Annotated in this window: 17 protein-coding genes; 13 read left to right on the top strand and 4 right to left on the bottom strand. The window is 53.0% G+C overall.

The genetic code is table 11. The features are described 5' to 3' along the window. Positions 1–34 precede the first annotated feature (34 nt). Positions 35–1,003: a DNA/RNA non-specific endonuclease gene (locus ACOOGA_RS04150; RefSeq protein ID WP_420429522.1), complete on the top strand. Its 969-nt coding sequence runs from the start codon at positions 35–37 to the stop codon at positions 1,001–1,003. A gap of 857 nt (positions 1,004–1,860) precedes the next feature. Here ACOOGA_RS04150 and ACOOGA_RS04145 read toward each other — a convergent pair. Beyond that, positions 1,861–2,283 carry a PIN domain-containing protein gene (locus ACOOGA_RS04145; protein ID WP_420429520.1) on the bottom strand — a complete coding sequence of 141 codons (423 nt, stop codon included), beginning with the start codon at positions 2,281–2,283 and terminating at the stop codon, positions 1,861–1,863. Continuing rightward, a complete protein-coding gene (locus tag ACOOGA_RS04140) occupies positions 2,280–2,495 on the bottom strand; it encodes an AbrB/MazE/SpoVT family DNA-binding domain-containing protein (RefSeq protein WP_420429518.1) in 216 nt (71 codons plus the stop codon). Before ACOOGA_RS04140 ends, ACOOGA_RS04145 begins: the two co-directional genes overlap by 4 nt. Before the next feature lie 195 nt (positions 2,496–2,690). Between ACOOGA_RS04140 and ACOOGA_RS04135 the strand changes: the two genes are divergently transcribed. The 7 genes from ACOOGA_RS04135 (at position 2,691) to ACOOGA_RS04105 (ending at position 11,123) form a co-directional block, all read left to right on the top strand. Next, positions 2,691–2,876 (top strand): hypothetical protein, encoded by a 186-nt coding sequence (locus ACOOGA_RS04135; RefSeq protein ID WP_420429516.1) that lies wholly within the window; start codon positions 2,691–2,693, stop codon positions 2,874–2,876. 1,066 nt (positions 2,877–3,942) lie between these two features. Next, positions 3,943–5,064 (top strand): hypothetical protein, encoded by a 1,122-nt coding sequence (locus ACOOGA_RS04130; protein ID WP_420429514.1) that lies wholly within the window; start codon positions 3,943–3,945, stop codon positions 5,062–5,064. A gap of 76 nt (positions 5,065–5,140) precedes the next feature. Then, positions 5,141–5,287: a hypothetical protein gene (locus ACOOGA_RS04125; protein WP_420429512.1), complete on the top strand. Its 147-nt coding sequence runs from the start codon at positions 5,141–5,143 to the stop codon at positions 5,285–5,287. A gap of 72 nt (positions 5,288–5,359) precedes the next feature. Continuing rightward, positions 5,360–6,502 carry a DUF547 domain-containing protein gene (locus tag ACOOGA_RS04120; protein WP_420429510.1) on the top strand — a complete coding sequence of 381 codons (1,143 nt, stop codon included), beginning with the start codon at positions 5,360–5,362 and terminating at the stop codon, positions 6,500–6,502. A 44-nt stretch (positions 6,503–6,546) separates the two neighbouring features. Beyond that, positions 6,547–7,632: a DUF547 domain-containing protein gene (locus ACOOGA_RS04115; RefSeq protein WP_420429508.1), complete on the top strand. Its 1,086-nt coding sequence runs from the start codon at positions 6,547–6,549 to the stop codon at positions 7,630–7,632. A 21-nt stretch (positions 7,633–7,653) separates the two neighbouring features. Beyond that, a complete protein-coding gene (locus tag ACOOGA_RS04110; protein WP_420429506.1) occupies positions 7,654–8,913 on the top strand; it encodes a hypothetical protein in 1,260 nt (419 codons plus the stop codon). Beyond that, complete coding sequence (locus ACOOGA_RS04105; protein ID WP_420429504.1) at positions 8,913–11,123, top strand: peptidase domain-containing ABC transporter; 2,211 nt, start codon at positions 8,913–8,915, stop codon at positions 11,121–11,123. Before ACOOGA_RS04110 ends, ACOOGA_RS04105 begins: the two co-directional genes overlap by 1 nt. A 537-nt stretch (positions 11,124–11,660) precedes the next feature. Here ACOOGA_RS04105 and ACOOGA_RS04100 read toward each other — a convergent pair. After that, positions 11,661–11,894, bottom strand: coding sequence for a helix-turn-helix domain-containing protein (locus ACOOGA_RS04100; protein ID WP_417460441.1), 234 nt, complete (start codon positions 11,892–11,894; stop codon positions 11,661–11,663). Positions 11,895–12,443: 549 nt separating this feature from the next. Here ACOOGA_RS04100 and ACOOGA_RS04095 point away from each other — a divergent pair. The 5 genes from ACOOGA_RS04095 (at position 12,444) to ACOOGA_RS04075 (ending at position 19,909) form a co-directional block, all read left to right on the top strand. Continuing rightward, a protein-coding gene (locus ACOOGA_RS04095; RefSeq protein WP_417460440.1) for an IS3 family transposase occupies positions 12,444–13,543 on the top strand; the annotation gives its coding sequence in 2 pieces (ribosomal slippage) (positions 12,444–12,705 and positions 12,705–13,543; 1,101 coding nt in all). Between the two features lie 209 nt (positions 13,544–13,752). After that, positions 13,753–15,312 carry a hydantoinase/oxoprolinase N-terminal domain-containing protein gene (locus tag ACOOGA_RS04090; protein WP_417460439.1) on the top strand — a complete coding sequence of 520 codons (1,560 nt, stop codon included), beginning with the start codon at positions 13,753–13,755 and terminating at the stop codon, positions 15,310–15,312. 16 nt (positions 15,313–15,328) lie between these two features. Next, entirely contained in the window at positions 15,329–16,426 is a 1,098-nt protein-coding gene (locus ACOOGA_RS04085; protein WP_417460438.1) for a DUF917 domain-containing protein, read from the top strand. A 25-nt stretch (positions 16,427–16,451) separates the two neighbouring features. After that, complete coding sequence (locus ACOOGA_RS04080; RefSeq protein WP_417460437.1) at positions 16,452–18,578, top strand: TonB-dependent receptor; 2,127 nt, start codon at positions 16,452–16,454, stop codon at positions 18,576–18,578. An 86-nt stretch (positions 18,579–18,664) separates the two neighbouring features. Next, on the top strand, positions 18,665–19,909 hold the full coding sequence (locus tag ACOOGA_RS04075; protein WP_417460436.1) for a hypothetical protein: 1,245 nt from the start codon (positions 18,665–18,667) through the stop codon (positions 19,907–19,909). Here the strand turns inward: ACOOGA_RS04075 and ACOOGA_RS04070 are convergent. Next, positions 19,878–22,559, bottom strand: a complete 2,682-nt coding sequence (locus ACOOGA_RS04070) for a LuxR C-terminal-related transcriptional regulator (RefSeq protein ID WP_417460435.1) — start codon at positions 22,557–22,559, stop codon at positions 19,878–19,880. The two genes, ACOOGA_RS04075 and ACOOGA_RS04070, sit on opposite strands and share 32 nt — an antisense overlap. Positions 22,560–22,977 lie beyond the last annotated feature (418 nt).

The following is a 22,977-nucleotide window of genomic DNA, read 5'->3' as shown; positions in this document are numbered from 1 at the left end:
AACTATAGGAGTTTAACGTTCCAGGGAAATTTCGATGGGGGATTGTGTTTCTAGGCTTGCCATGTGCGCTTTATTAGCCTCGGTGCTTATTGCCGCTTCCGCAAATGCGGCTTCCCGAAATTGCACCACTTCCGAAAAAAAAGCTGCTAACGACCAGCTAATTGCCATCGAGGGTGACCTTCAGCATCAGTCACAAATTGCGGCCAGGCACGCACCGTTTGGGGTGCCGGTCACGACCATCTCAGCGAATAATGAAAAAGCACTGTTCCAAAACGGATATATTTTGGGGCATGACGGAGACCTACGTACAGCTCTTTGGGTTTCATATCGCCTGACGGCCAACGACATTGCAGGTGCAACGGGCAAAGATAGGGTGAACTGCTTTCGAGCAGACCCAAGGTTACAACGCGCCAGTGCAGCCTCAACATCAGACTACAAGGAGCCAATCTACGATCAAGGCCATATGACCAACGACGCGGATTTAAAGGATGACATTACCGAACAGATCAACACCTATATGATGTCAAATATGTCGCCACAGCATTGTCGATTCAATCGTGGTATTTGGCTTTCTCTTGAACACCTGACACGCGTTTGGGCTGAAAAATATGGCGATCTGTTAATCACCTCTGGCGCCATCTTTGATCGTGATGGCCTCCCAGGTCGCGACGAAGACGCTGCATCCATGCGTATGAAGAGCAACAGCGGTAAAGAGCGCGTTGCTGTTCCAAGCGATTACTTCAAAACCTTCTTGCGACGTGAGAACGGCACCTGGCATGCGATTTCTTTCAAGCTACCGCACAACAATGATGACAATGGCGTCGAATGGGCCGACGTAAAAGACAAGGTAGAGGCTAGCATCTCCTCTATTGCCTTGGTGGAGAGAGCAGCGGGGCTTGATCTTTTTCCGAACATCGACACGGTGAGCCTTCAGGAAAGCATGGATGGTTCTGATTGGGATCTGACTGTTGGTCGGTCGAACTTTAGCGGAAGTTGCCGTTAGAGGTCTTAGTGGGGAGTCGTCGCATGCATAGAACTGCACCTTCCTCAAAGATTTTCCTACCTTGTGTTTGCTGGCAGGGCTTGCATTGGTTGTGGGCGGACTGCTGTATTTGGCATACCGCCCAACGCCCCTCTATCTCTTGGAATGGGTTGAAGCGACTAAGCTCGGCTCCCTTGTAGAAGGATTGAGACTATTTGTACGGGAGCATAATCTGACACTCACTGCCGCCCTGGTTTACAGTGTACCGCGTGTGCTTTGGACATATGCGTTTCTCTTAGCGCTAACACCAGTATGAGTTCACGGGCTGAATAAACTATTCATGAGCCGTGTCTGGCGTTCGGTTCCCTTGGTAGTATCCGTCTTGCCAGAAATATGTTGGATGCTGGGTAAGATTTGGGTGCGTTTGCGCCACCATACCGAAAATAGGACCGAATGGTGCCACACGAAGCTACATATATCTCAGAAAAAGAAACGGCCCCGAGCCGGAGCTGCGGGACCATTGGAGCTTCGACGCCGTGCAACAGCACATTCGAAGCGTTCAACAGGAAAGTAAACTGATGGGTGACACTCGTCAATATATTTGCATGGCGTCGGATGGCGGGTTGAATGCCTTCAAACAGGTCCTGAGTGGCGCTCGTATATCCACTTGCGAAGAGTTTACGAAGCACAACCTTCGCAAGGGTGTCACTCTTTATGACACAAACCTCAGTATTTCTACTCATTGTCCGTGGTCAGATAAAAGTTGGAAGAAGGAGGCCCATGGGGCCAAACAAGGCAATACAGGCTCGCAAAAGGGGGGGGAATGGACTTAGGTGAATGGCTATTACAAAGACGGTCCTTTGTTTAGAACTGTTCTTTTAAGGCTTTTTCGCACCTTCTAAGGCTTGGGCCGCAACATCAAACGTATATGACCCACCAAACACTTCGTCTTCTGCCGCAACCGTATATTGCGCCTTGCAAACGATAAGAGCGTCGGCAAAGTCAGGTTCTTTGCCCTTTATGGGCTTCGCTTCCCTATACGCATTCAATGCCTTCCAAACTACCTGGCCATTTTCAAACCTAACCATTGGTTCCATGAATAGAGCCAGAATGACATCCACCAGTTCATCCTTTTGCAGCTTGTATTTTTTACCCCGTAGTGTCCAAAGGGTTTCAACCAGAACAACGTCAGTAACCAACACGCGATCGGGACCGCTCAACAACTTCGAAGCTTTTACCGCCTGCACGTCATCATCCTGCAACAGATAGCGAAGCAGCACATTCGTATCGATGGCAATCACTCAACAACACTCTGCATAGACTGTTCATCGGTTAAAAGCGCCGATCCTTTGACATGATCGAGCAATCCCTTTGCTGCACCAGCCACTTTTTTGATTATTGTGATTTCTCCATTTGCCACAAAGCTTTCAACTTCATCGCCAGGGTGAATATCCAGAGCCTCACACTGCGAAGCAGGAAGGGTTATTTGTCTCTTTGCGCTTACTTTTGGCATAGCAACACCTCTTTACATTTTTCATATCGTAAAGATAATCTGCTCTTTACCTATTGTAAATAGTAAAGCAGGCGTCCGGCCACAAAATTCATCTAAAACTGGTCCTTTTTTGGATAGTTGTCGCTAGGTTACTTTAGTCTCTGCCTGTTTCTGGGCGGCCTTAAAGTCTTTATTTGAAATAGGGAATGGAAGCTTGTGCCAGTTCCCATCATTGGGGATGGGCTATCGGCGCTGACGGACCCTTATACCTATGATGCTTATGGCAACATGCGGGATACGGAAGACGGCAATGGCCAGCCGTTCCACTATCAGGCCGTGACGATCGATCTTTATTCTCGCCAAGTGGTCTTCCTTCGACGTTCTCGTCTATCCAGTTCTTAGCTATTTCAACCAACACTCTATATGACCTTGGGTCATTCTGCTGCAAAGGAAGAAACGCGTTCTCATCCAACCACTCTACAAAAGGTTTCTGATTGCCCTCCGGTAACGAAAAGCTATTTCGGAACAGCAAGAAAGGGATAGGGCGTTGCAGCATGGCGACGTTATTTGTTGCTAATATAGGAAGTCGAATAAGTGTCTCGACAATGTTTAACCTTCTAAGGCAGTGGCTATGTACCTGTGAGAGAAAGAGAGAGATGCGTGAGGGCATTGATCTCTTTTCCGGAAAGATGCGAACTCTTTGGTTGAGAACTTGATATTTTAAATTCGTCCCTGTCTTTGACCATCCAGAATAAGCAATCCTAACTTTGGGTTCGGCCCGCCATATGGCGAAGGGCTCAACTGGATTCGGGTTTTTAAAAAGCCATAGAGGTTCGCATGGCCCCAGTTGCGCTGCTGTAACTAAACAAAAATCATCGAAAACTCAAAAATGTGCCCGTGACTAGTCGTTCGAACGCTTTTTTATCTACGTTCAATGAGGATGTAAGAAGACGTTAAAGTGGGGACTTAGAAATTAATCGGCCACAGCTACCCCACGCACTGCGAGACAACGTCAGACTAAGATATCGAATCCACGTTTTCCGATTTCAGTTGCTTTTTGCTTGCGCTGCGTCTTAAGCGTCGGCCAGTTAATTTCAGCCATCAACTTATTAATATCTATGACGTCAGCCATATCCCCCCTTCGGAGCCCCGTGGCGCGATATCTCTTTTTGTGTCGAATTTTAACTTTGCCAGCTTGGCTTACGGTTTGTCATCAAAAACTATCATGAATAGTATTCGGTTCAACTTCGTAGAAAATCAAAAAATGCAATCAGGTAAAGTGACTTCTAAATCGCGAACTTGATCAAATGCGTATCTTAAATCTCCATCCAACGGGCGTATCCTTGTGCCTTCGTTTAGATAGAGAAAGTGGCTCGCCTTTATCGATAGTCTCAGTAAAATTTTATAGACATTAAGTTTATATTTATGCAACCTGAGATTAAGAGATTCGATCTCTGGGGGGAGAGACATGCAACTTCTATTTACTGCGCAAGCCGAGGATATACATGCATCTTCTGTGGCTTATGCGCTTGCGCAGGCAGGCCATGGTGTCAGTTTCTGGTGCACGGACGATGTTCCGCAAAAGCAGACAGGTTCAGTTTATTTGGGCAATGAAATTGAACCTATATTTTCATGCCAAGCACCTGATTTGGCTTCAAAAAATTTGGAAAATTTTGATATCGTGTGGCACCGACGTCCATCAAGGCCCGTCATGCCTTCTCATATGCACCCCGCTGATATGCCGGTGGCGGAACAGGAATTTGGCTATTTTATCGCCGGGCTGAGGAACTGCCTTGCGCCGCACGCCCGATGGGTGAACCCACTGCGTTCCTATGATATCTCGAGCGACAAAATATTACAACTAAAGCTGGCGCGAGAGTGTGGCCTCCGTATCCCGGAAACCCTTGCTTCGCATGACCCAGTGGCAATCCGGACCTTTGCTCGGTCACATGAAAGAAGCGGCCTCATTTTCAAGTCCTTTGCACCAGCTAACTGGAGGTTATCGGACGGAGGCATAGCCGCGGTTTATACAACACTATTGTCCGATGGAGACCTTGATAATGATTATGCGCTGCGCCATGCACCGGGCATATATCAGCCCTATGTGCCCAAAGCCTATGAGGTGCGTGTCACCATGTTTGGTCGCCACGACGTGAGTATCAAAATCGATAGCCAGAACTCGGCTGACGGTAAAATTGACTGGCGAGGAGATGCGAATGAGGCGCTTGGTTTCACGCTTTATGAGTTGCCGGCTGTCGTGCGGGATGGCTGCATTCTTCTCATGGAAAAGCTAGGCATCGTCTTTGGCTGCTTCGATTTCATCGTCACCCCGGACGGGCAGTATATTTTCCTAGAGGTGAACCCGATGGGGAACTTCCTACCAATAGAGGACACCTGCCCTGAAAGCCGTATGCTTGAGACTTTCTGCGCATTTCTTATTGGTGGCGAGGGCTCCGCGCAGAACGGCATGGCGGGGGTACCGTCTTTCCCGAGCCTCAAGCAGAACCAAGATTTTCAAACATGGGCCGAGGCTCTCAAATCGCGCCATATCGTTGCTCCTCATCGAGTAGCTATGGAGGCCGCTGAATAAACTAATAGTATAAATATGCTTGCAAAGGTTTTGTTCTGAGTAAGATACTTAACCAACTCTCATAGGGAGAAACAAAATGGACAAAAAACAGCAAAACCGTATTGCGACCCGCCGCATGGCGCGTGAACTGACGGCGGATGAAATGAAAAGCCTGAAGGGTGGCGGGATTACTGGTCCAGTCGACCCAGGCCGCCCCTGGACCCGCGATCACGTGAATAACTGACAACGATACAGGGCGGTTTACCGCCCTGTAACACTCGTTGCTGTTGAGTGATATCCGACGATGAGGTGAACAATGATTATTCTATTTGCAAGATATGTCCTGTCATGCTGCGTTCTTGTTGTTGTGGCGGATATGCAGTCGGTTCGTGCTGCGTCGGAACCCCACGCTGTCTTCACGGAGGCCGCCACGGTCTCGAACGTGGATATTTCCTACGATGACTGGTCTTATATCCTGAGCGCTACCGTTTTTGAAGCTGGGCGGTCCGACCGCAGCTATGCACCGCCACCAGTGCCGGGTGTCGGGCGCCGCATCGTCAAAGGCAACACGTCAAGCACACGCTTTGAGGGCAACCGTCTGTATTTTGTCGGGTTTGACGATGAAAACCTTAAGGCCGTAATGCGCATCCGCGCCGAGCTTGCCGCCATGCCGGACGCGGTGCCGATGGCGGAATGGACCAAGAACCAGCAACTGGCGTATTGGCTAAACCTCTATAATGTCACACTCATCTCCGAACTTGCCAAGCGCTACCCGGAGCAGGAGTTACGCTCACTGCTGTACGGCAAGCGCGGGCTTCTGGACAGGAAGCTCCTGAAGGTGGCCGGAGTGAAGCTTTCCCTGAACGATATCCATCATCGCATCATCCTCGCCAACTGGGATGACCCGCTTGTGATCTACGGCATGTTCCACGGGTATGTTGGCTGCGCGAGCATCCGGTCTGAAGCTTACACCGCCGACAAGGTGTGGAGCCAGCTCAAGGACAATGCGTTCGAGTTCATCAACTCCAATCGCGGCGCACGCATGCGCGGCGAAGTGCTTGAGGTCTCGGCGCTGTATAAAGAGAATGCCGAACTGTTCCCAGATGAGGCATCGCTGCGCAGTCATATTGCAGACTATGCTGACCCAGTATTCGCCGCACGGGTGCATGGTGCCTCCCGCATTAAGGCCGACGTGAAAGACTATTATATCGCTGACCTCTTTCAGGGGGTCGTGAATGACACAAATCCGAATGAGGGTAGCCCAGCAGTGTTTGCAGCCGCTTCAGGTGAGGCACAAATCTTCTTTGATGCGAAGGGACAGCAACTCCGTTCGTTGAAGGCACCGATAGTTGCAATGGAATATCTTAGCAAGATCCGCGAGAAAAAAGCCGCGCGCGAAGGCCAGGTCAGTGTCGAGGAGTTCGAAGCACCAAAGGAAGAGGCGCAGCCGGAACAATGAGCGGGTTCAGCGGGAAGATACTGAGGGTTGCAGGGGTGGGGCTAATGTTGGCTGCATCCGCCACCGTATCCTCGATAGACGCCGTCTTTACTGAGGCGGCAGCCGCACCGGCCGTGAATATTTCGTATGACGACTGGTCGTATGTGTTGAAGGCCACAGTGTTTGAAGCCGGGCGGTCCGACCGTAGGCATGCAGCCCCGCCTGAACCTAGTATTGGCCGCCGTATTATCAAGGGCAACACATCAAGTACGCGTTTTGAAGGCAACAGGCTTTATTTCCCCGGTTTCGAGGGAGGGAATCTTGAGGCCGTGATGCGCATCCGCGCCGATCTTATGGCGATGTCGGATGTGGTGCCGATGGCGGAATGGACCAAAAATCAGCAACTGGCCTATTGGCTGAACCTCTATAATATCACGCTTATCTCCGAGCTTGCCAAACGCTACCCTGAGCAAGAGCTGCGCTCGCTGCTGTATGGCAAACGAGGACTTCTCGACCGGAAACTGTTGAAGGTCGCCGGCGTCAAACTATCTTTGAATGACATCCATCATACCATCATCCTCGCAAATTGGGATAACCCGCTGGTCATCTACGGCCTGTTCCACGGCTATGTCGGCTGCGCCAACATCCGGCCCGAGGCTTATACGGCCGAGCGGGTATGGGAACAACTCCGGGACAATGCGGTTGAGTTCGTCAATTCCAACCGTGGGGCTCGCATGCGGGGAGATGTGCTCGAAGTTTCGGCGCTTTATGAAGAGAATGCCGAACTGTTCCCAGATGAGGCATCGCTGCGCAGACATATCGCGGATCATGCAGAGCCAGCCTTTGCTGCACGGATAAACGGTGCTTCCCGCATCAAGACCGACGTGAAAGACTATTATATCGCTGATTTTTTCCAGGGATATCCGAGTGACACAAATCCCAATGCGGCTAATCCGGGAGTGTTCACTGAGCTGGGTCCAGCTATGCTAGATTTTCTCGAAGCTAAGGGAGCTGGCCTACGCTCAAGCCAGATACCCGTCGCCGTGCGTGAGTACGTAATTAAAATCCGTGAGCGCAATAAAGCTCGTGAGGGACAGGTCAGTGTCGAGGAGTTTGAGACGCCGAAGGAAGAGACACAGCCGGAACAATGAGCGTGCGTGGGGGCGGGAGCTTTGGGTGACGCTAAATTTGATATGCTCAACCGGGAAGAATTTCTTTTCGGTTATCCGACCATTCTGGAACGTGTTGGCGGCTACCTTCTTGGTGCGGCGTTTTTGCTGTTCCTCGTCTTTGCCGCCACGTTCAAAACACCGGAGAAAATCAGCCTGCCTGTTGTAATCAGCAGCAGTCCCGATGCGGGGCTCGGTATTGCGCCACGTGCGGGTCGTGTTGTGGCTCTGCTGGCACGGGAGGGGGATCAAGTAGCGGCTGGCAAACTGGTTGCTGTGCTTGCTGGGCCTGCCCACCACGAAGAGGTCCTGCGCCTGAAGAACTGGCTGCTAGCACCTATGGAAAAGCGGTTCGACAGCGATATTGAGCACCTACGGAACCTTGGGCCACTTCAGGCAAAATATGAGACCCTGCGGCAGGCGGCCGCGAAACATGACCTCTTGCTGGATACACACGAACATGAACGGACCCGGAAGGCATTGCTGGACGAACGGAGACAGTTTGATGCAGTGGCCGGCCTTTTGGCAGAGGCAAGTGCTGTAGCGGGTGAAAAGCTGGCTCTTCTTACAAGTGAGGCGGATATCCGACGCGGCCTTCTGGCCGACGGGGTTGGCAGCAGGCTTGCCGTACAAGCAATCGAGAGCCAGATTCTTGACCAGAAATCCATGATCATCGCAAACGAGACGCAGAGCGAAGAGAACGGGATCGCAAGGTTGCGACTTGCGAAACAACTTGCGGACCTCGAACACACACGGCAACGGTCCATTGCAGCTTCTGGCATGCTGCTTGCCGAGGCGCGCATGCTGCTTCTGGCCGAGATCGAGGCATGGGAGCGCGAGAACCTGCTCCGTGCGAGTGTGAGCGGAACGCTCCGAACTTTTGGCGTCTGGAGTGAGCAACGCTTTGTGGCTCAGGGCGAGCAGCTTTTTATCGTCGAGCCGTATCAGCAGCAGGTCTATGCCACCGGCTCATTTGATGGCACAGGGTTTGGGCAAGCGCGCATCGGCGACCGGGTTCTCGTGTCGCTTGACGACTATCCGTTCCATCGCTTTGGCAAACGTGCCGGCGAGGTCGAGGCGCTCTCGGCAGTGGTGGTCGAAGGCAAACGGCATGTACGCGTGGCGCTGTCGAATGACGTCACCGACAGGGGCCGGGAACATTTCCTGTACCGGGAGGGCATGACTGGCACGGCGGAGATTGTGACCGCGCCGCAGACCCTTTTGTCTCGCCTCTGGAATACCTTCCGGCCGGAGGAGACTTGATGTTGCCATTTTTCCGGCGCCATCCACACTTTCGTCAGCGTGACGCCATGGATTGCGGCGCGGCATGCCTGCGTATGGTCGCGGAAAGTTTCGGTATCCGCGTCCCCTATGACCAACTGGTGAAAGCAACATACAAAACCCGGCAGGGTGTCTCTGTTCTCAATCTGTGCACGGCGGCAGAGCAATATGGCCTGCAGGCAAAGGCAATGATGTGCACGGTTGATGACCTGAAGGAGACGCGATCCTTCCCGGCCGTACTGCATTGGCAGCAGAACCATTATGTGGTGTTGCATGACATCCGTGGCGGGATGGCATATGTTTCGGACCCCTATGCCGATGGTGTCGTGAAATTGTCGCTTGGCGAGCTTGAACGCCATTGGACCTCGATCAGCGAAGACGGCCAGTGTTTTGGGGTCAGCGTGTTTTTCACGCACTCGGATACCGCGCAGACGTTTGACGGTGAGAAACTGAAGCGGTCCGGACTGCGCTCGGTGCTGCCTCTTCTCTTCCGCGAGCGCAGACCCCTTGTGCAGTTGATGCTCATCATGTTCGTGGGTCTTGCGCTCACTGTGTCGCTACCGGTGTTTACGCAGGCGCAGGTCGACGCTGGTGTCGCCCTTGGCGATATGAGCATTCTCAAGGTCTTGCTCATCGGTCAGTTCCTGGTGCTGGCCGGGCAAGGTATTTCACTCTTCTGCCGCCGCTGGATACTGGTGTATGTTTCCTCCCGTGTGAATCACACGCTGATTACCCGCTTCATGGCACGGCTGTTAAATCTGCCGATGAAATTCTTCGATCAGCGCAACTTTGGTGACATCGTTGGACGGCTCGGTGACCATATGAAGATCGAGCTGTTCCTGAACTCGAATGCCTTCGAGATCGTCTTCACCTTGCTGTCTCTTGTGCTCTATGGCCTATTGCTCGCAAGCTACAGTGGATTGATCTTCCTTATCTTCATGGCGGGCGTGATCCTTCTCGTCTTCTGGACTTGGCGCTTCATGGCTGTCCGGCGCTCGCTCGATTTCAAACGCTTCGGTCTGATGGCGGAAAGCCAGTTCCGGGAAATGCAGCTTGTTTCGGGTGTTCAGGAGATGCGCCTGAGCGGATGTGAAGCGCTATACCGCGACGAATGGCAGAGCACACGGGCAGGCCTTTTCCATACCGGTATCCGCGCAATGAAGGTGGAGCAGTGGCAATTCGTCGGTGTGACCATGGGCCTCCAGCTTATGGCGGTGCTTTGTGCTTTCATTGCTGCAAGCCTCACTATTTCCGGCGAGCTAACGCTCGGCACCATGATGGCGGTCAGCCTTGTCATCGGACAGCTTTCCACGCCGCTGCTCCAGAGTCTCGAATTCCTCAAGCTTGCGCAGGATGCGTCGATTGCTGCGGAACGCATAGAAGATGTTTATGTCACCGAGACCGAGGTAGAGCAGCAGAGCCACATCGTGGGCGAACCCGTTTTGGTCGCTGCAGGCGATATTGTGTTCGAGGATGTCTGCTTTCGCTACGATGATCCGGATGTGGGCTATGTCATCGACCATCTCTCATTGCGCATTCCGCAGGGCAAGACCACAGCGATTGTCGGGCAGAGCGGCTGTGGCAAGACCACGCTCCTGAAGCTGCTCCTGCGGCTCTATGAAGTGGAGGCGGGTACCATTCGGGTGGGCGGCCTTGACCTGCGCACGCTCAATATCCGCGCGTGGCGGGCAGGCTGCGGCACGGTGATGCAGGAAGGATTCATCTTTTCCGATAGCATTATGCGCAATATCACCTTCGAGAACGAAGTGATGGATATGCAGCAGCTTGAACGGTGTCTTGATCTTGCCTGTGTCAGCGAGTTCGTCGAGAAATTGCCTTACGGCTTGATGACCCGCGTCGGCAACGATGGCCTTGCCCTGAGCACTGGACAGAAGCAACGTATTCTGATTGCACGGGCACTATACAAGAACCCGAGCTTTCTCTTTTTCGATGAAGCAACAAGCGCACTCGATACCGAAAACGAGAAGAAAATCGTTGAGAATCTCGACGAGGTTCTGGCGGGCCGTACCCGTGTGATTGTGGCGCATCGCCTCAGCACAGTGTGCAAGGCTGACAATATCATCGTGCTCGAATGCGGTAAGATTGTGGAACAAGGCACCCATGAAAGCCTCCTCCGGTCCCGCGGACGATATTACGGTCTGGTCAGCGATCAACTGGCGTTATCTGAGTGACGTCGAACATTAAGTCAATTCGCGATAATATCTTGGAAGCCTGTCACACAGGGTATATCTGGAATTTCCAAGTATTTTTGAAAATATAATGGAATTTCCGGTTTTATCTGAGAAAATATCCACCTATCTCTGAGAAATTCAATCCAGAAATGGCGGAAGCGCTAGAGACGGTGTCCAGCTTTTTCTGAGAACTGTCACCACTTGTGTCGGTTTTGTGCTTTCTCAAAGTTTGTGAAGAAATTCTCAACTACTTGAAAAATGCATCGGCCTAAAAGCCCAAAAGTGTCCAGTATAGCCCAGCATTGTTATATCAAAGCTGAGCTATGCAACCAATCAGATGTGCCACTGATTGAATGCTATTGACGCAACTAAGTTTTGAAATCACGTACCGGCTTCAATGTCAGGTACACCCGCTGAACCGAAAATAAGGTGTATCTACCTTTTCCTGCCCGGTTGGTAGTTCTAGTTCGCAGTCTATTTCTAGATGATGCTTTTTGATTGGGCTGGACAGGCCTGCGGCGTCACCCCGCAGGAGAGCTAAACATAGGTTCGCCTGACAACCGAGTCGCTCTCCGAACACTCAAAAAATACGCCAGCTGAGTTAAATGCCTTCTCGATACGTTCTAGCGTGCGTGCGGTAGCTCCCGGTGTACCATCCTGAGGCTCAATCCTTCTAATCGCTGTGAGCGAAACACCAGAGCTCTCAGAAAGCATGCTTTGTGACCAGCCTAGAATCGCCCGTGCGGCGCGGATTTGCTCACCTCTGATCATAATTCCCTCTACAATAACATGTAATTTTGGAGCTCGTTGGTCAGGTTAAAGCATAGGGTTATATTGGGCTCAGAACAACAGAAGAATAATCTTATTTGGCGCTTAGAAGATTATAATCATCTTATTTAGATTGCTGTAAATCTGATTATGGACTCTTTTATTCCTCTGTGTTACCGCCTGAGATATGAAGGCGAACGCAATGAGACCAGCGAGAAAAGTGGTGACCCGCAGCACACATCGTGTTGTTGGATACCATTCTAGTAGAAAGAACGCCGAGCTCGTTGCGTGGGAAAGTCGAAATGAGCAGGCTTTCTTAGAGTGGCTTGAGGTTGATGCGGAGATCGTGAGCTTCGTTACCCAGCCGCGTACTTTTAGGTGGTCAGACATCAGGTATACACCTGATGTGTTGGTCAGAACCCGAACGGGATCCTACTTCGTGGAAGTGAAGCCCGATGCTTTCTTGAAAAAGCAGGTAGCCGGTAATACCCCCAATAAATAGTGGTACTCAAAAGTAGAATTTTCTCGTAACCAACACGCAGGAGATTTCACATGAAGACATCACGTTATTCGGACAGCCAGATCATCAGCATATTGAAGCAGGCGGAGGCTGGTACGCCGGTACCTGAACTGTGCCGGGAGCACGGCATGAGCAGCGCCTGCTTTTACCGTTGGCGTGCAAAATATGGAGGCATGGACGCCTCGCTGATGAACCGGATGAAAGAACTGGAGGCGGAGAACGCTCGGCTGAAGAAGATGTATGCCGATGTGCAGCTTCAGAATGATGTCATCAAGGAAGCCATGGCAAAAAAGTGGTAAAGCCGTCCCGACGTCGCGAGATGGCCAGAGTTGCTGTCTGCAAGGGTCGGCTGAGCATCAGGGCGGCGTGCAGCGCCTTTTCGATCAGCGAGACATGCTACCGGTATGAACCGAAGCTCTCGGATGAGAATGCTGAGATAGCTGACTGGCTTGTCGGCATAACCGGTCGTCAGCGCAACTGGGGTTTCAAGCTGTGCTTCCTGTATCTGCGCAATGTGAAAGGCTATGGCTGGAACCATAAACGTGTGTACCGGATCTATCGGGAACTGGAACTGAACCTGCGGATCAAGCCGAAGAAGCGCCTGTATCGGGAAAAGCCTGAGCCTCTTGCCGTGCCCGAGGCGATCAATGATGTCTGGAGTATGGACTTCATGCATGACCAGTTGTCGGATGGTCGCAGCTTCAGGGCCTTCAATGTGATTGACGACTATAATCGGGAAGCCTTGGGCATCGAGATCGACTTCTCCTTGCCCGCAGCGCGTGTCATCAGGGCCTTGGACCAGATCATTGAATGGCGGGGGGCTCCCTTGGCTATTCGCTGTGACAACGGTCCCGAGTATGTCGGGCATCAACTGGCCGAGTGGGCCTCAAGGCGCGGGATCGGATTGCAGTTCATCCAGCCAGGCAAGCCTCAACAAAATGCCTACGTTGAGCGCTTCAACCGAACGGTCCGCCATGACTGGTTGAACCAATATATCTTCGCGACAATTGCAGAGGTGCAAGCTGCTGCAACGGCGTGGCTCTGGACTTATAACCATGAGCGTCCCAATATGGCGCTCGGCGGCATCACGCCAAAACAAAAACTGGCCATGGGCATGCCCATGGCCGCTTAAAGTATTCTACTTTTGAAGCCCTCTATTATTGGGGGTATTACCCTACCTTTTTAGGTGGGTAGGTAAAATAAAGCCATAATTGGATGCCTACCAGTTTAACCGGGAAAACTACCGGCCGATCACATTGCGAATTTCTTTCAATGAACGCCAACCTTAAGTGGCGCGGTAAGGGCCGCGTTTGGTGAGGGTTTATTTGAAAGAGGTTATGTATGCGGATCGGTGTGGATGTGGGAGGCACGAACACAGATGCGGTTCTTCTTGACGGGGATCGCGTTTTATCTTGGTGCAAGAAGCCCACAACACCAGATGTGGAGGCGGGCATCGTTGCGGCCCTGCGGCATGTGCTTGACGAGGGTGCAATCGGCCCGGAGGCCATCCAGTGTGTGATGATCGGCACAACGCATTTCACCAATGCATTTGTGGAACGAAGGCACTTGTTACCTGTCGGAGTGCTGCGTATAGCCCTGCCTGCCGCGCGCGCGCTGCCACCACTCCTGGACTGGCCCGCTGACATCGCAGAAGCTATTGGCGAGCATGTGCACCTTGTGCGAGGTGGATACCAGTATGATGGCCGGCTGAATGCGGCGCTTGATGAACAGGGTGTGCGAGACGTTGCCGCAAGGCTTCGGTCTGACGGCATTCGTACGGTGGCGATCACTGGTCTTTTTTCCTCTGTCAACAGTGACATGGAGAACCGCGCGGCGGAGATCGTGCGCGAGGTTATGGGCGAGGTGAGCATTTCATTGTCGCATACCATTGGACGGATCGGCATTCTTGAGCGTGAGAATGCGACAATTATGAACGCTTCGCTCGCTGATTTGGCAACCTCAGTTGTCCGATCATTTGGCAAGGCGCTTGAGAAGCTTCAAATCAATGCACCGTTTTATATCAGCCAGAACGACGGCACCCTGATGAGTGCGGAGTTCGTTGAACGTTACCCTGTTTTGACTTTTGCGAGCGGACCAACCAACAGCATGCGGGGCGCGGCCTATCTTTCCGGCGTGAAGGATGCGCTGGTGGCCGACATCGGCGGCACCACCACCGATATCGGCATGCTGGTGAACGGTTATCCGCGCGAGTCATCCGTTACCGTCGATATTGGCGGTGTGCGTACCAACTTCCGTATGCCTGATGTGTTAGCAGTTGGCCTTGGTGGCGGTAGCCTTGTGGCGAGCGATGGTGAGGAGGTGACGGTAGGGCCCAAGTCTGTCGGCTACAGGTTGCTTGAAGATGGTCGGGTGTTTGGCGGTGATACGCTGACCGCGACCGATATCGCCGTGGCCGACGGTTATGCAGACATTGGTGAACGGGCAAAGGTTGCTGACCTCGCACCTACATTGGTGAGGAAGGCCGTCGAGAAAATTCACGCCATTGTGGCGGAAGGTGTCGACCGCATGAAAACAAGCGGGAAGCCGGTGCCCCTTATTCTTGTGGGTGGCGGCGCGGTGTTGATCAAGGACGAAATTAGCGGGATAAGCCAGACCATCGTACCGGACCACGCTGGGGTGGCCAACGCTATCGGCGCCGCTATTGCCCAGATCGGGGCGGAGATCGACAAGGTTGTCTCCTACGATGAACAGGGCCGCGATGCCGCGTTGTCAATCGCGAAGAATGAAGCCGTAGCGAAGGCTATTGAAGCGGGAGCTGAAGCTGGCAGCGTGGAAATTATCGATATCGAAGAAGTGCCACTTGCTTATGTGCCGGGCGGTGCCGTTCGCGTGCGGGTAAAGGCTGCCGGACGGCTTAACTTCACCAAAGAAACGACATGAGGGGCAAGACTGTATAATGACGAAGATCAGTATAACACCTGAGAATTTGGAAGATTTTGCCCGTGGCGCTGCTTTTCTTGGCACCGGTGGCGGCGGCGACCCCTATATCGGACGCATGCTTGCGCACCATGCCATGCAGGAATTTGGGGTTCCCGAGATTATCACCGCGGAGGAACTCGGAGACAACGACCTTGTGCTAACGGCTGCTATGCTTGGTTCCCCGCCTGTCTTGCTTGAAAAGGCTTGTTGCGGCGAGGATATGGATCTTGCAATCCATAAACTTGAAGAGCACCTTGGTCGGAAAGCGAAAGCTATTCTGCCGATTGAGATTGGCGGTGTGAATTCCACCTTGCCTATCTTGGCGGCTGCCCGCCTTGGTTTGCCCGTCATCGATGCGGATGGCATGGGGAGAGCCTTCCCCGAACTGCAGATGGTGACATTCAATGTCTACGGCTGCTCCGCCACTCCGCTCGTGGTAACAGACGAGCATATGAATTCGGTCCTGATCGAGGCGGATAGTGGCCCCCGTGCCGAAGGGCTTGTGCGCGCTACAGCCATCCAGATGGGGTTGAGTGTGATGATCTCATCCTTCCCACTTGTTGGGAGGCAGGTAAAGGATTTTGCTGTTCACGGTACCCTGAGTTTGGCGCTTGGGATTGGGGAAGCAATCAGGAAAGGTCGTCTTCAAGGGGACCCGATATCGGCCCTCGTCTCCTATCTCAGGACAACGCCTTACTACAATCATGCCAAAATGCTCTTCGACGGCAAGGTCGCTGACCTCAAGCGAGAAACAACGCGCGGATTTTCCATTGGCCATTGTCACCTTGAGGCGCTGGACGGCTCTGCCCGGCGCATGGAAGTGACTTTCCAGAACGAACATCTGGTCGCGCGGGAGAACGGTGTGACACGCGCCATCGTGCCGGACCTTATCTGCATGGTGGACCGCGAGACGGGAGAGCCAATCCCGGCTGAACACCTGCGATATGGCCAGCGCATCAAGGTTATTGCGACCTCGGCTGCACCGATCATGCGGACGCCGGAGGCTCTTGAGGTCTTTGGGCCGCGACAATTTGGCTTTGATGAAGATTTTGTACCAATCGAAGAAATGCAATAAGCGAGCATCCATGGGAGGAAGCATCATGAAACCACGGACCAGAAATGCCATTGTGGCTTGTACCGCACTAGCTACTATTCTGCCAGCACCGATAGCCAATGCAGCCGACGAGCAAGCGGTTGAAACAATGGTGCTGGAGGAGATTGTTGTAACGTCAAGGCGGCGGGCCGAGAACCTGCAGTCTGTGCCGGATTCTGTGACAGCCTTTGGTTCTCAGGCGATTGAGCGCGCGGGCATTGATGACGTGCAGGACTTTGTTGATCTTACACCTAACATCAGCATGCGGGAGACATTTCGTGCCGGTGTGACCTTCATTACCATTCGCGGTATTACCACCGGCCAGCAGGGCTGGGCGCCGGTTACCTATGTTGTCGACGGGGTGCAGGCCGGATCGCTAGATGCCATCAACCAGGGTGCCCTCACCGATATTGAGCGGATCGAGGTTCTGAAGGGTCCGCAGGGTGCCCTCTATGGTGCTGGCGCCATAGCCGGTGCGATCAATATTGTTACTAAAAAGCCGACCAATGAAATGGAATATAAGGCGCAGGCCTCTTACGGTAGTGGCAACGATATGAAGCTATCTGGCGTAGTGTCGGGCCCTCTTGTTGAAGACCGTGTATTGTTTCGTCTTGGCGCCTACTACCGTAACACGGACGGAGTCATTGAAAGTACAGATGGAGACGGGTTGGACTATGAAGAACAGATCAGCCTGAAAGGGCGTCTGTTGTTTGACTTTGATGCTCTGACAATTGATGTGCGTGGTGCCTATAGTGATGTGACCGCGGGCGCTGCAGCCCAGGAAATCGTGGCAAGCCCAGATTTGATCGACAACTTTGACACACCGGGGCCAGCGCGTGGGGTGCGCGGCGAAGAAAAACGGGAGTTCAAGGAATTTTCGGCAAAAATCGATTGGGATATGGGTGGGGGTACGCTCACGTCAGTTACCGGGTATAGTGATATCGAGCAGGACCTTTTTGGTTCGGCATCATGGCAAAAGGGGCCAGGCGTTGGGCTTTTTGGGCCGTTCGGGGGACCGACTGATGCGTTCAATGATTTTTTCCAAGACCTTGCGGATAACTTTGAAACATTCACCCAGGATGTTCGTTTCGCCTCCAACTCTGACCAGCGCGTTCGCTGGCTTGTCGGTCTGTCGTACATGGACCGTAGGGTTGACAACTTGTTGAGTGTCGGCGGGTTGTTGCAGGGGCTAGAGAAGGACGAGGGCGATATGGTACGTCTTCTCTATCGGCCAGACGTACGAAAGGACGAGATCTGGGGCGGCTATGGTCAGGTCAGTGTCGATGTCACCGACCGCCTGGAGCTGACAGGCGCCGTTCGGTACGACACCAACAACTATAATGCGATCCAATACACGGACCTGAGCTATACTACGCCGGTACCAACACCTGATGGCATCATCACCCAGAAGGCAAAAAATAGTCGCTGGCAACCAAAGATCCAGTTGTCTTACGACTGGAGCGATGACGTAATGACCTATGTGACCTACGCGGAGGGGTTCCGCTTTGGATTCTTCAATACCGGTAACCTGACAGCGCCGGAAGACACGAAAAACTATGAGCTTGGTCTCAAGACCACCTTGGCCGATGGTCGTGTCAGATTGAATGGTGCACTGTTTCACATCGACTATTCGGACCAGCAGTTTACCTCGGTAATTGGTGAAGCGCCGTTTCGCCTGACAACCAATGTGCCGCAAGCCAATATCAATGGCGGTGAGTTGGAAGTCAGCGCACTTCTGACCGAAGAGCTTGAATTTTCAGGCGGTCTTGGCGTCACAGACGCAAAGATTAAAGGCGGGCAGCGCTCACCGGGAACGCCTGAGTATAGTGTGAATCTATCACTGACTTACACGCGTGAGCTTGGTGATGGCTGGGACCTGATCTCCCGCGCCGATTACCGTCGCCAGGGCACGATGATGCTGTGGGACGGAGCAGGTGGAGTGTTTGAAGTGGAAGAAAAGGATTTCCTAAACCTGCGGCTCAAACTTCGTCACGACAATTGGTTCATTGGTGCGTTTGCCGACAACCTGACCAATGAACAGCAGGCCAATGATTTTGGCTCGGTCGGCTTTGGGTATCTTCGAGCCAACAGCTTGCCACGTGTCATTGGGGTTGAGGCGGGGTTTAGCTTCTAAATGTATGCCCATTGCAACAACCATGACTGGGATCGGGGTGTGCTTGCCCCGGTCCCTTTTCCATCTCCGGGGACCCGACAGACATCATGACAAACCTACTCACTGAACAACCCAGGGCAGACGAACTAGTATCTGGCTTACGTATTGCCTTGGTTGTTGTTGGCACTGCGATCACGTTGCCAGCCTTCCTGGTGGGGACCGAAATCCTGACAACATTGGGTGTTGTCAGCGGCGGCCTTGCTGTACTGATGGGTGGAGTTATCCTCGCGCTTCTCGCCTGTGCCTCCATGTTGGTGGCTGTGCGGTCGCGGCTTACTACATACCAACTTCTTGACCACGCTTTTGGACTGGCCGCCAGCCGTATTGCGAGCTTCATAGTCGCAGCTACGCTGCTTGGCTGGTTTGGCGTAACCGCTGCACTTTTCGGGCAGTCACTTTCGGCATCCTTGCATGAGGTGTTGGGTGTCGTGGTGCCGGAATGGGCCTGCACAGTAGCCGGGTGTTTGCTAATGACAGTTACCACGCTTTACGGTTTTTCAGCGTTGGAAAAGCTCAGCAAAATTGCCGTTCCCGTCATGTTCTTTATCTTGATTTATGCGGTTGTAAAGGTTGTGCACGATGTTTCCCTCACCGATATCCTGGCCGCTGGGCCAGTTGAGGGTGCGAGGCCACTGGCTTTTGGCGCGGCGGTGTCCATCATCGTGGGGTCGTTCATGGTAGGGGTTTGCATCTTGCCTGATATTTCCCGCTTTATCCGGCGTCCGAGGCAGGTTTTGCATGCGTCGTTCGGCAGTTTTGGATCTTTTTTCCCTCTAATCCTGATCGTGGCAGGGCTTCCGGGGGTTCTCGTTGGTGAAAAAGATCTCGTTATGAGCATGGTATCGTCCGGCCTCGGCTTGCCGGCACTTGTCATGATGGTTCTGGCAAGCTGGACGACCAATGTCAGCAATCTCTATTCTTCCTCCCTAGGGCTTGGACAGGCGTTTCCGCGCCTCGGACGGGCGCAAGTTGTGTGGGTGGCTGGACTTGTCGGGCTCCTCATCTCGCTTGCGGGGATACGAGACCATTTTGTCGATTTCCTGATATTTCTGGGCGTGCTAATCCCACCGATCGCAGGTGTATATATTGCCCACTCGTTCGCGGGCCTGCCGTCCCGTGGTTCGGCTCTCTCGCTGCTGGCTATTGGGGCGTGGCTGGGTGGCACCTGTCTCGCTTTAGTGACCTCGATGGGTTATATAAACCTGACCTTCGTGCCTGCGCTTGACAGCTTTTTCGCGGCTGTGGCCCTCTATCTCATCTTCACAAGAGGCCGCGCTTCGACGCCTCGTTGACCGCCATCAACCGATTGCCGACGCCAAGTTTGCTATATATATTCTTGAGGTGAAACCGCACCGTGTTCTCAGAGACATCCAGCTGGCGGGCGATCACCTTGTCGGCATGACCTTCCGATAGTTGTCCCAATACTTCCTGCTCGCGCTTGCTCAGCTTCGGGGCGGTACCTCCGTCCCTGCTTTCATGTAGGTGGTTCAAAAGATAGGATACGTGGTCCTGTTCCTTTTTTTTGTCTGATACGGCATATGCCTCAAGGATTGGGGTGATAAAGGGCATTTCGTCCAGAACAAAGCGCAACAGGCCCTGCTTGCGGACAAATGCGATCACCGGTTCGAGCTTTTCAAACGCGGCTTCAAGGTCGCCGGTCTGGAAGATAGCGGCGGCGGTTAATAGTTCATACTTATTGACAGCGCGGCCTTCCCCGCGCTCGGTTGCGGCTGCAATAAAATACTCGAGCTGTTCGACGACCTCGCCGGTGCGGCCTTCGGCTAGACAAAGAACCGCAAGCGCGCGCACAACAGCATATACCTCCCTAACAGAGTGCGGGACGTTGGTGTTCTCGCGATAGCCGGTGAAGGATAGGTTGTGGGCCTGTGCCAGTTTCCGGGCCCTGGCGGTCTTGCCTTCCTGGCACAGATAGGCAACCTGGTTTGCCATCACCAGCCGGTTCAGCCGCTTGAGACCTTCCCGGCGGATATAAGTGCATGCCTCGTCCCCAAGCGCAAGGCATGCCGCAAGACCTCGGGTGCGATAAGTAATGGCGGTCGAAAGTGTGTAGCCTGTGGCATAAATCTCATACCAGGCTTCGCCGGTTTCCAGGCGTCGGTTGATATTACCTAATAGTCGCTCCGCCGTTGCTAGTTCGTCTTTTTCATAGTGCCATTCCGCGAGAAGGATATTCAACACAAGACGGAGGTCCTTGTCGTCTATGAAATGGCGTCGTTGGCTGTCCTGTACCTTTGTATAACAGTCGTGTGCTTGGTCATACTTGCCTTGCGCCGTGGCAATAACGCCTAGGTGCACATGAATGTATGTCTCGCCAAAGACAGAACTCTGTTCCTGAAAGTGGCTGATTGCCAGTTCGGCAACCCGCCTAGCTTCGTCATAGAACCCTTTCTGCAGGTTAAATACGCATAAAATGGTGTAAACAAAGCCTACCTGTTGTTTGTCTTCCTGCTCAAAGCGGTTGAGCGCATCGACAAGGTTTGTGCTTACCGCCTCACTAAGGGGCGTGCCTTCATAAACAGCCAGGGTAGCGGCAATGACTGCTAGGTCATAGTCCAGCAACGGGGTGGGGGCGAACTCACCCTTTTCTTTCTGTCGTAATATGCGTGAATAAATGTGCCGCGCGTCATTTAGGTGGCCGTCCTTCAGGAAAATAAGTGCACGAAGCAGTCCGATACGTGGGCGCTTTGCAACAATCGCGTCGGGCAGCAATTCATGCGCTTTACGGATGCGAGACATTCCCTCTCGGTTCCAAAGCAAAATACCACCAGCCTGTTCAAGAATGTCAGCCGCTGTTTCCGGTGCATTTGCGTCAAGGGCGTGGCGTATTGCCCGAATGATATGACCATCATGCATGAAGTGCCGTGCCGCAGCGTGGTTGATCTCAGCAAGCCGTTTTGGCGCGCGCGCGGAAAGAAGGCGATGTAGTGCCTCACGGAACATGGGGTGCAGCCGGTACCAGCCTTCCCGGTCTTCCATTGGCCTGACAAGTGGGGTCAGGTGTCCCAACTCCTGCAGGAGCTGCGCGCTTCCACTTGCTCCACGGATGGCGTCAGCTGTTATGCAGTCAAATTCGGGTAAAACGCTGGCGTCCAGCAGGAATTCCCGGTGGTGGGAGGGCAGGCGGCCAATAATATGTTCGTCAATATAATCCCGAATGTCGCGGTTTGTGCCGCTAAACATCGCCAGCACCTTTGCGGGTTCACGGTGGTCGGTGATGGCGCTCTTGATAAGCTGCACCGCAACGGGCCAGCCCTGGGTATGCTGCCCCACCTCTTTCATGAGCGCTTTGTTCAGGTCGGCTTTAAGGAGGGAGGCTTGTTCAAACGGGGTAAACTTCAGCGCGTCTGCGTTCATTTCATAAAGTTCGCCCTGTGCACGTAGAGAGGACAGGCTCATTGTCTCTGCCGACCGGGTGGCTAGTGCAACGTGCATATTGTGTGGGGCATAGCGAAAGAGGGGTGTCAGCACCTGCTCTATAACTTCTTCTGTCAGACTGTTGGCGTTGTCGAGGATCAGTATCACTTTTTTCTCGTGCGCCGTGACGGAGGCCAAAAACACGCCGGTTAGCGTTTTAGGAGGCATTTCTGCGGACCAGCCATTGACTGGTATGGCTGAATGGCCAAGGGAAAGGCCGGCCTGTTCTGCGGCATACAGTAGATAGAGCGCTATCAGGGCGGGATCGTCGTCATCCCGGTCAAGCGTAAGCCACACGATCGTGCTGTCGCCTCGCGCCTTACGGTACTCCTGCCATGCCGTCAGAAGGGTGGATTTACCGTATCCGGCGGGGGCAGCAAGGACAGTCAGCTTGAGCTTCAGGTGAAGCTCAAGCTGACGCAGCAACTCTTCTCTGTGCAGCACGCTGACCTGTTGGCGTGGCGGGCTGGCTTTCGTCGGTGTTAGCCAAGCTGGAAAGTCGGGCATGGGTGTCCTTTTTCTTGACGGCCGTGCAGGTGTGTCCATCAAGCGGGGTCCGCAGCGACACTAATTTAGCCTACTATAATAGCTACCGAAATAAGTAGGAAAGTAAAGTTTCCAACACCTCCACCGATGCAATATTCTTGAGAAATTGATTAGGTTAAACTTGGAGCTGCTTCAGCGAGGACGTTCGAGCCCTATCATCCGTTCATAGCTGAAACAGGCGGTTAGAATGCTATGTTAATTTAGGACGATCTATTGTTCCTAGCGGTGTTATCTATCGCAGGGCTATTTACTATAGTAACGATATGGAGCAGGGCGTGATTAGCAGGTGAGGTGAAATTCACTCGCTAAGACGAGATCGGGACCATGCCCCAATTACCCCAAAAAACTTCGTAGAACCGGTCGGAGGGAAACTGACGCT

The organism is Kordiimonas sp. (assembly GCF_965216265.1).
Classification (GTDB): Bacteria; Pseudomonadota; Alphaproteobacteria; order Sphingomonadales; family Kordiimonadaceae; genus Kordiimonas.
This window is presented reverse-complemented; position numbering and strand designations above follow the sequence as displayed.

Excerpts from the sequence above, each read along its gene's own strand:
- ACOOGA_RS04150 (WP_420429522.1), top strand. The coding sequence starts at position 35 with ATGGGGGATTGTGTTTCTAGGCTTGCCATGTGCGCTTTATTAGCCTCG.
- ACOOGA_RS04140 (WP_420429518.1), bottom strand. The coding sequence starts at position 2,495 with ATGCCAAAAGTAAGCGCAAAGAGACAAATAACCCTTCCTGCTTCGCAG.
- ACOOGA_RS04130 (WP_420429514.1), top strand. The coding sequence starts at position 3,943 with ATGCAACTTCTATTTACTGCGCAAGCCGAGGATATACATGCATCTTCT.
- ACOOGA_RS04125 (WP_420429512.1), top strand. The coding sequence starts at position 5,141 with ATGGACAAAAAACAGCAAAACCGTATTGCGACCCGCCGCATGGCGCGT.
- ACOOGA_RS04120 (WP_420429510.1), top strand. The coding sequence starts at position 5,360 with ATGATTATTCTATTTGCAAGATATGTCCTGTCATGCTGCGTTCTTGTT.
- ACOOGA_RS04115 (WP_420429508.1), top strand. The coding sequence starts at position 6,547 with ATGTTGGCTGCATCCGCCACCGTATCCTCGATAGACGCCGTCTTTACT.
- ACOOGA_RS04105 (WP_420429504.1), top strand. The coding sequence starts at position 8,913 with ATGTTGCCATTTTTCCGGCGCCATCCACACTTTCGTCAGCGTGACGCC.
- ACOOGA_RS04100 (WP_417460441.1), bottom strand. The coding sequence starts at position 11,894 with ATGATCAGAGGTGAGCAAATCCGCGCCGCACGGGCGATTCTAGGCTGG.
- ACOOGA_RS04090 (WP_417460439.1), top strand. The coding sequence starts at position 13,753 with ATGCGGATCGGTGTGGATGTGGGAGGCACGAACACAGATGCGGTTCTT.
- ACOOGA_RS04085 (WP_417460438.1), top strand. The coding sequence starts at position 15,329 with ATGACGAAGATCAGTATAACACCTGAGAATTTGGAAGATTTTGCCCGT.
- ACOOGA_RS04080 (WP_417460437.1), top strand. The coding sequence starts at position 16,452 with ATGAAACCACGGACCAGAAATGCCATTGTGGCTTGTACCGCACTAGCT.
- ACOOGA_RS04075 (WP_417460436.1), top strand. The coding sequence starts at position 18,665 with ATGACAAACCTACTCACTGAACAACCCAGGGCAGACGAACTAGTATCT.
- ACOOGA_RS04070 (WP_417460435.1), bottom strand. The coding sequence starts at position 22,559 with ATGCCCGACTTTCCAGCTTGGCTAACACCGACGAAAGCCAGCCCGCCA.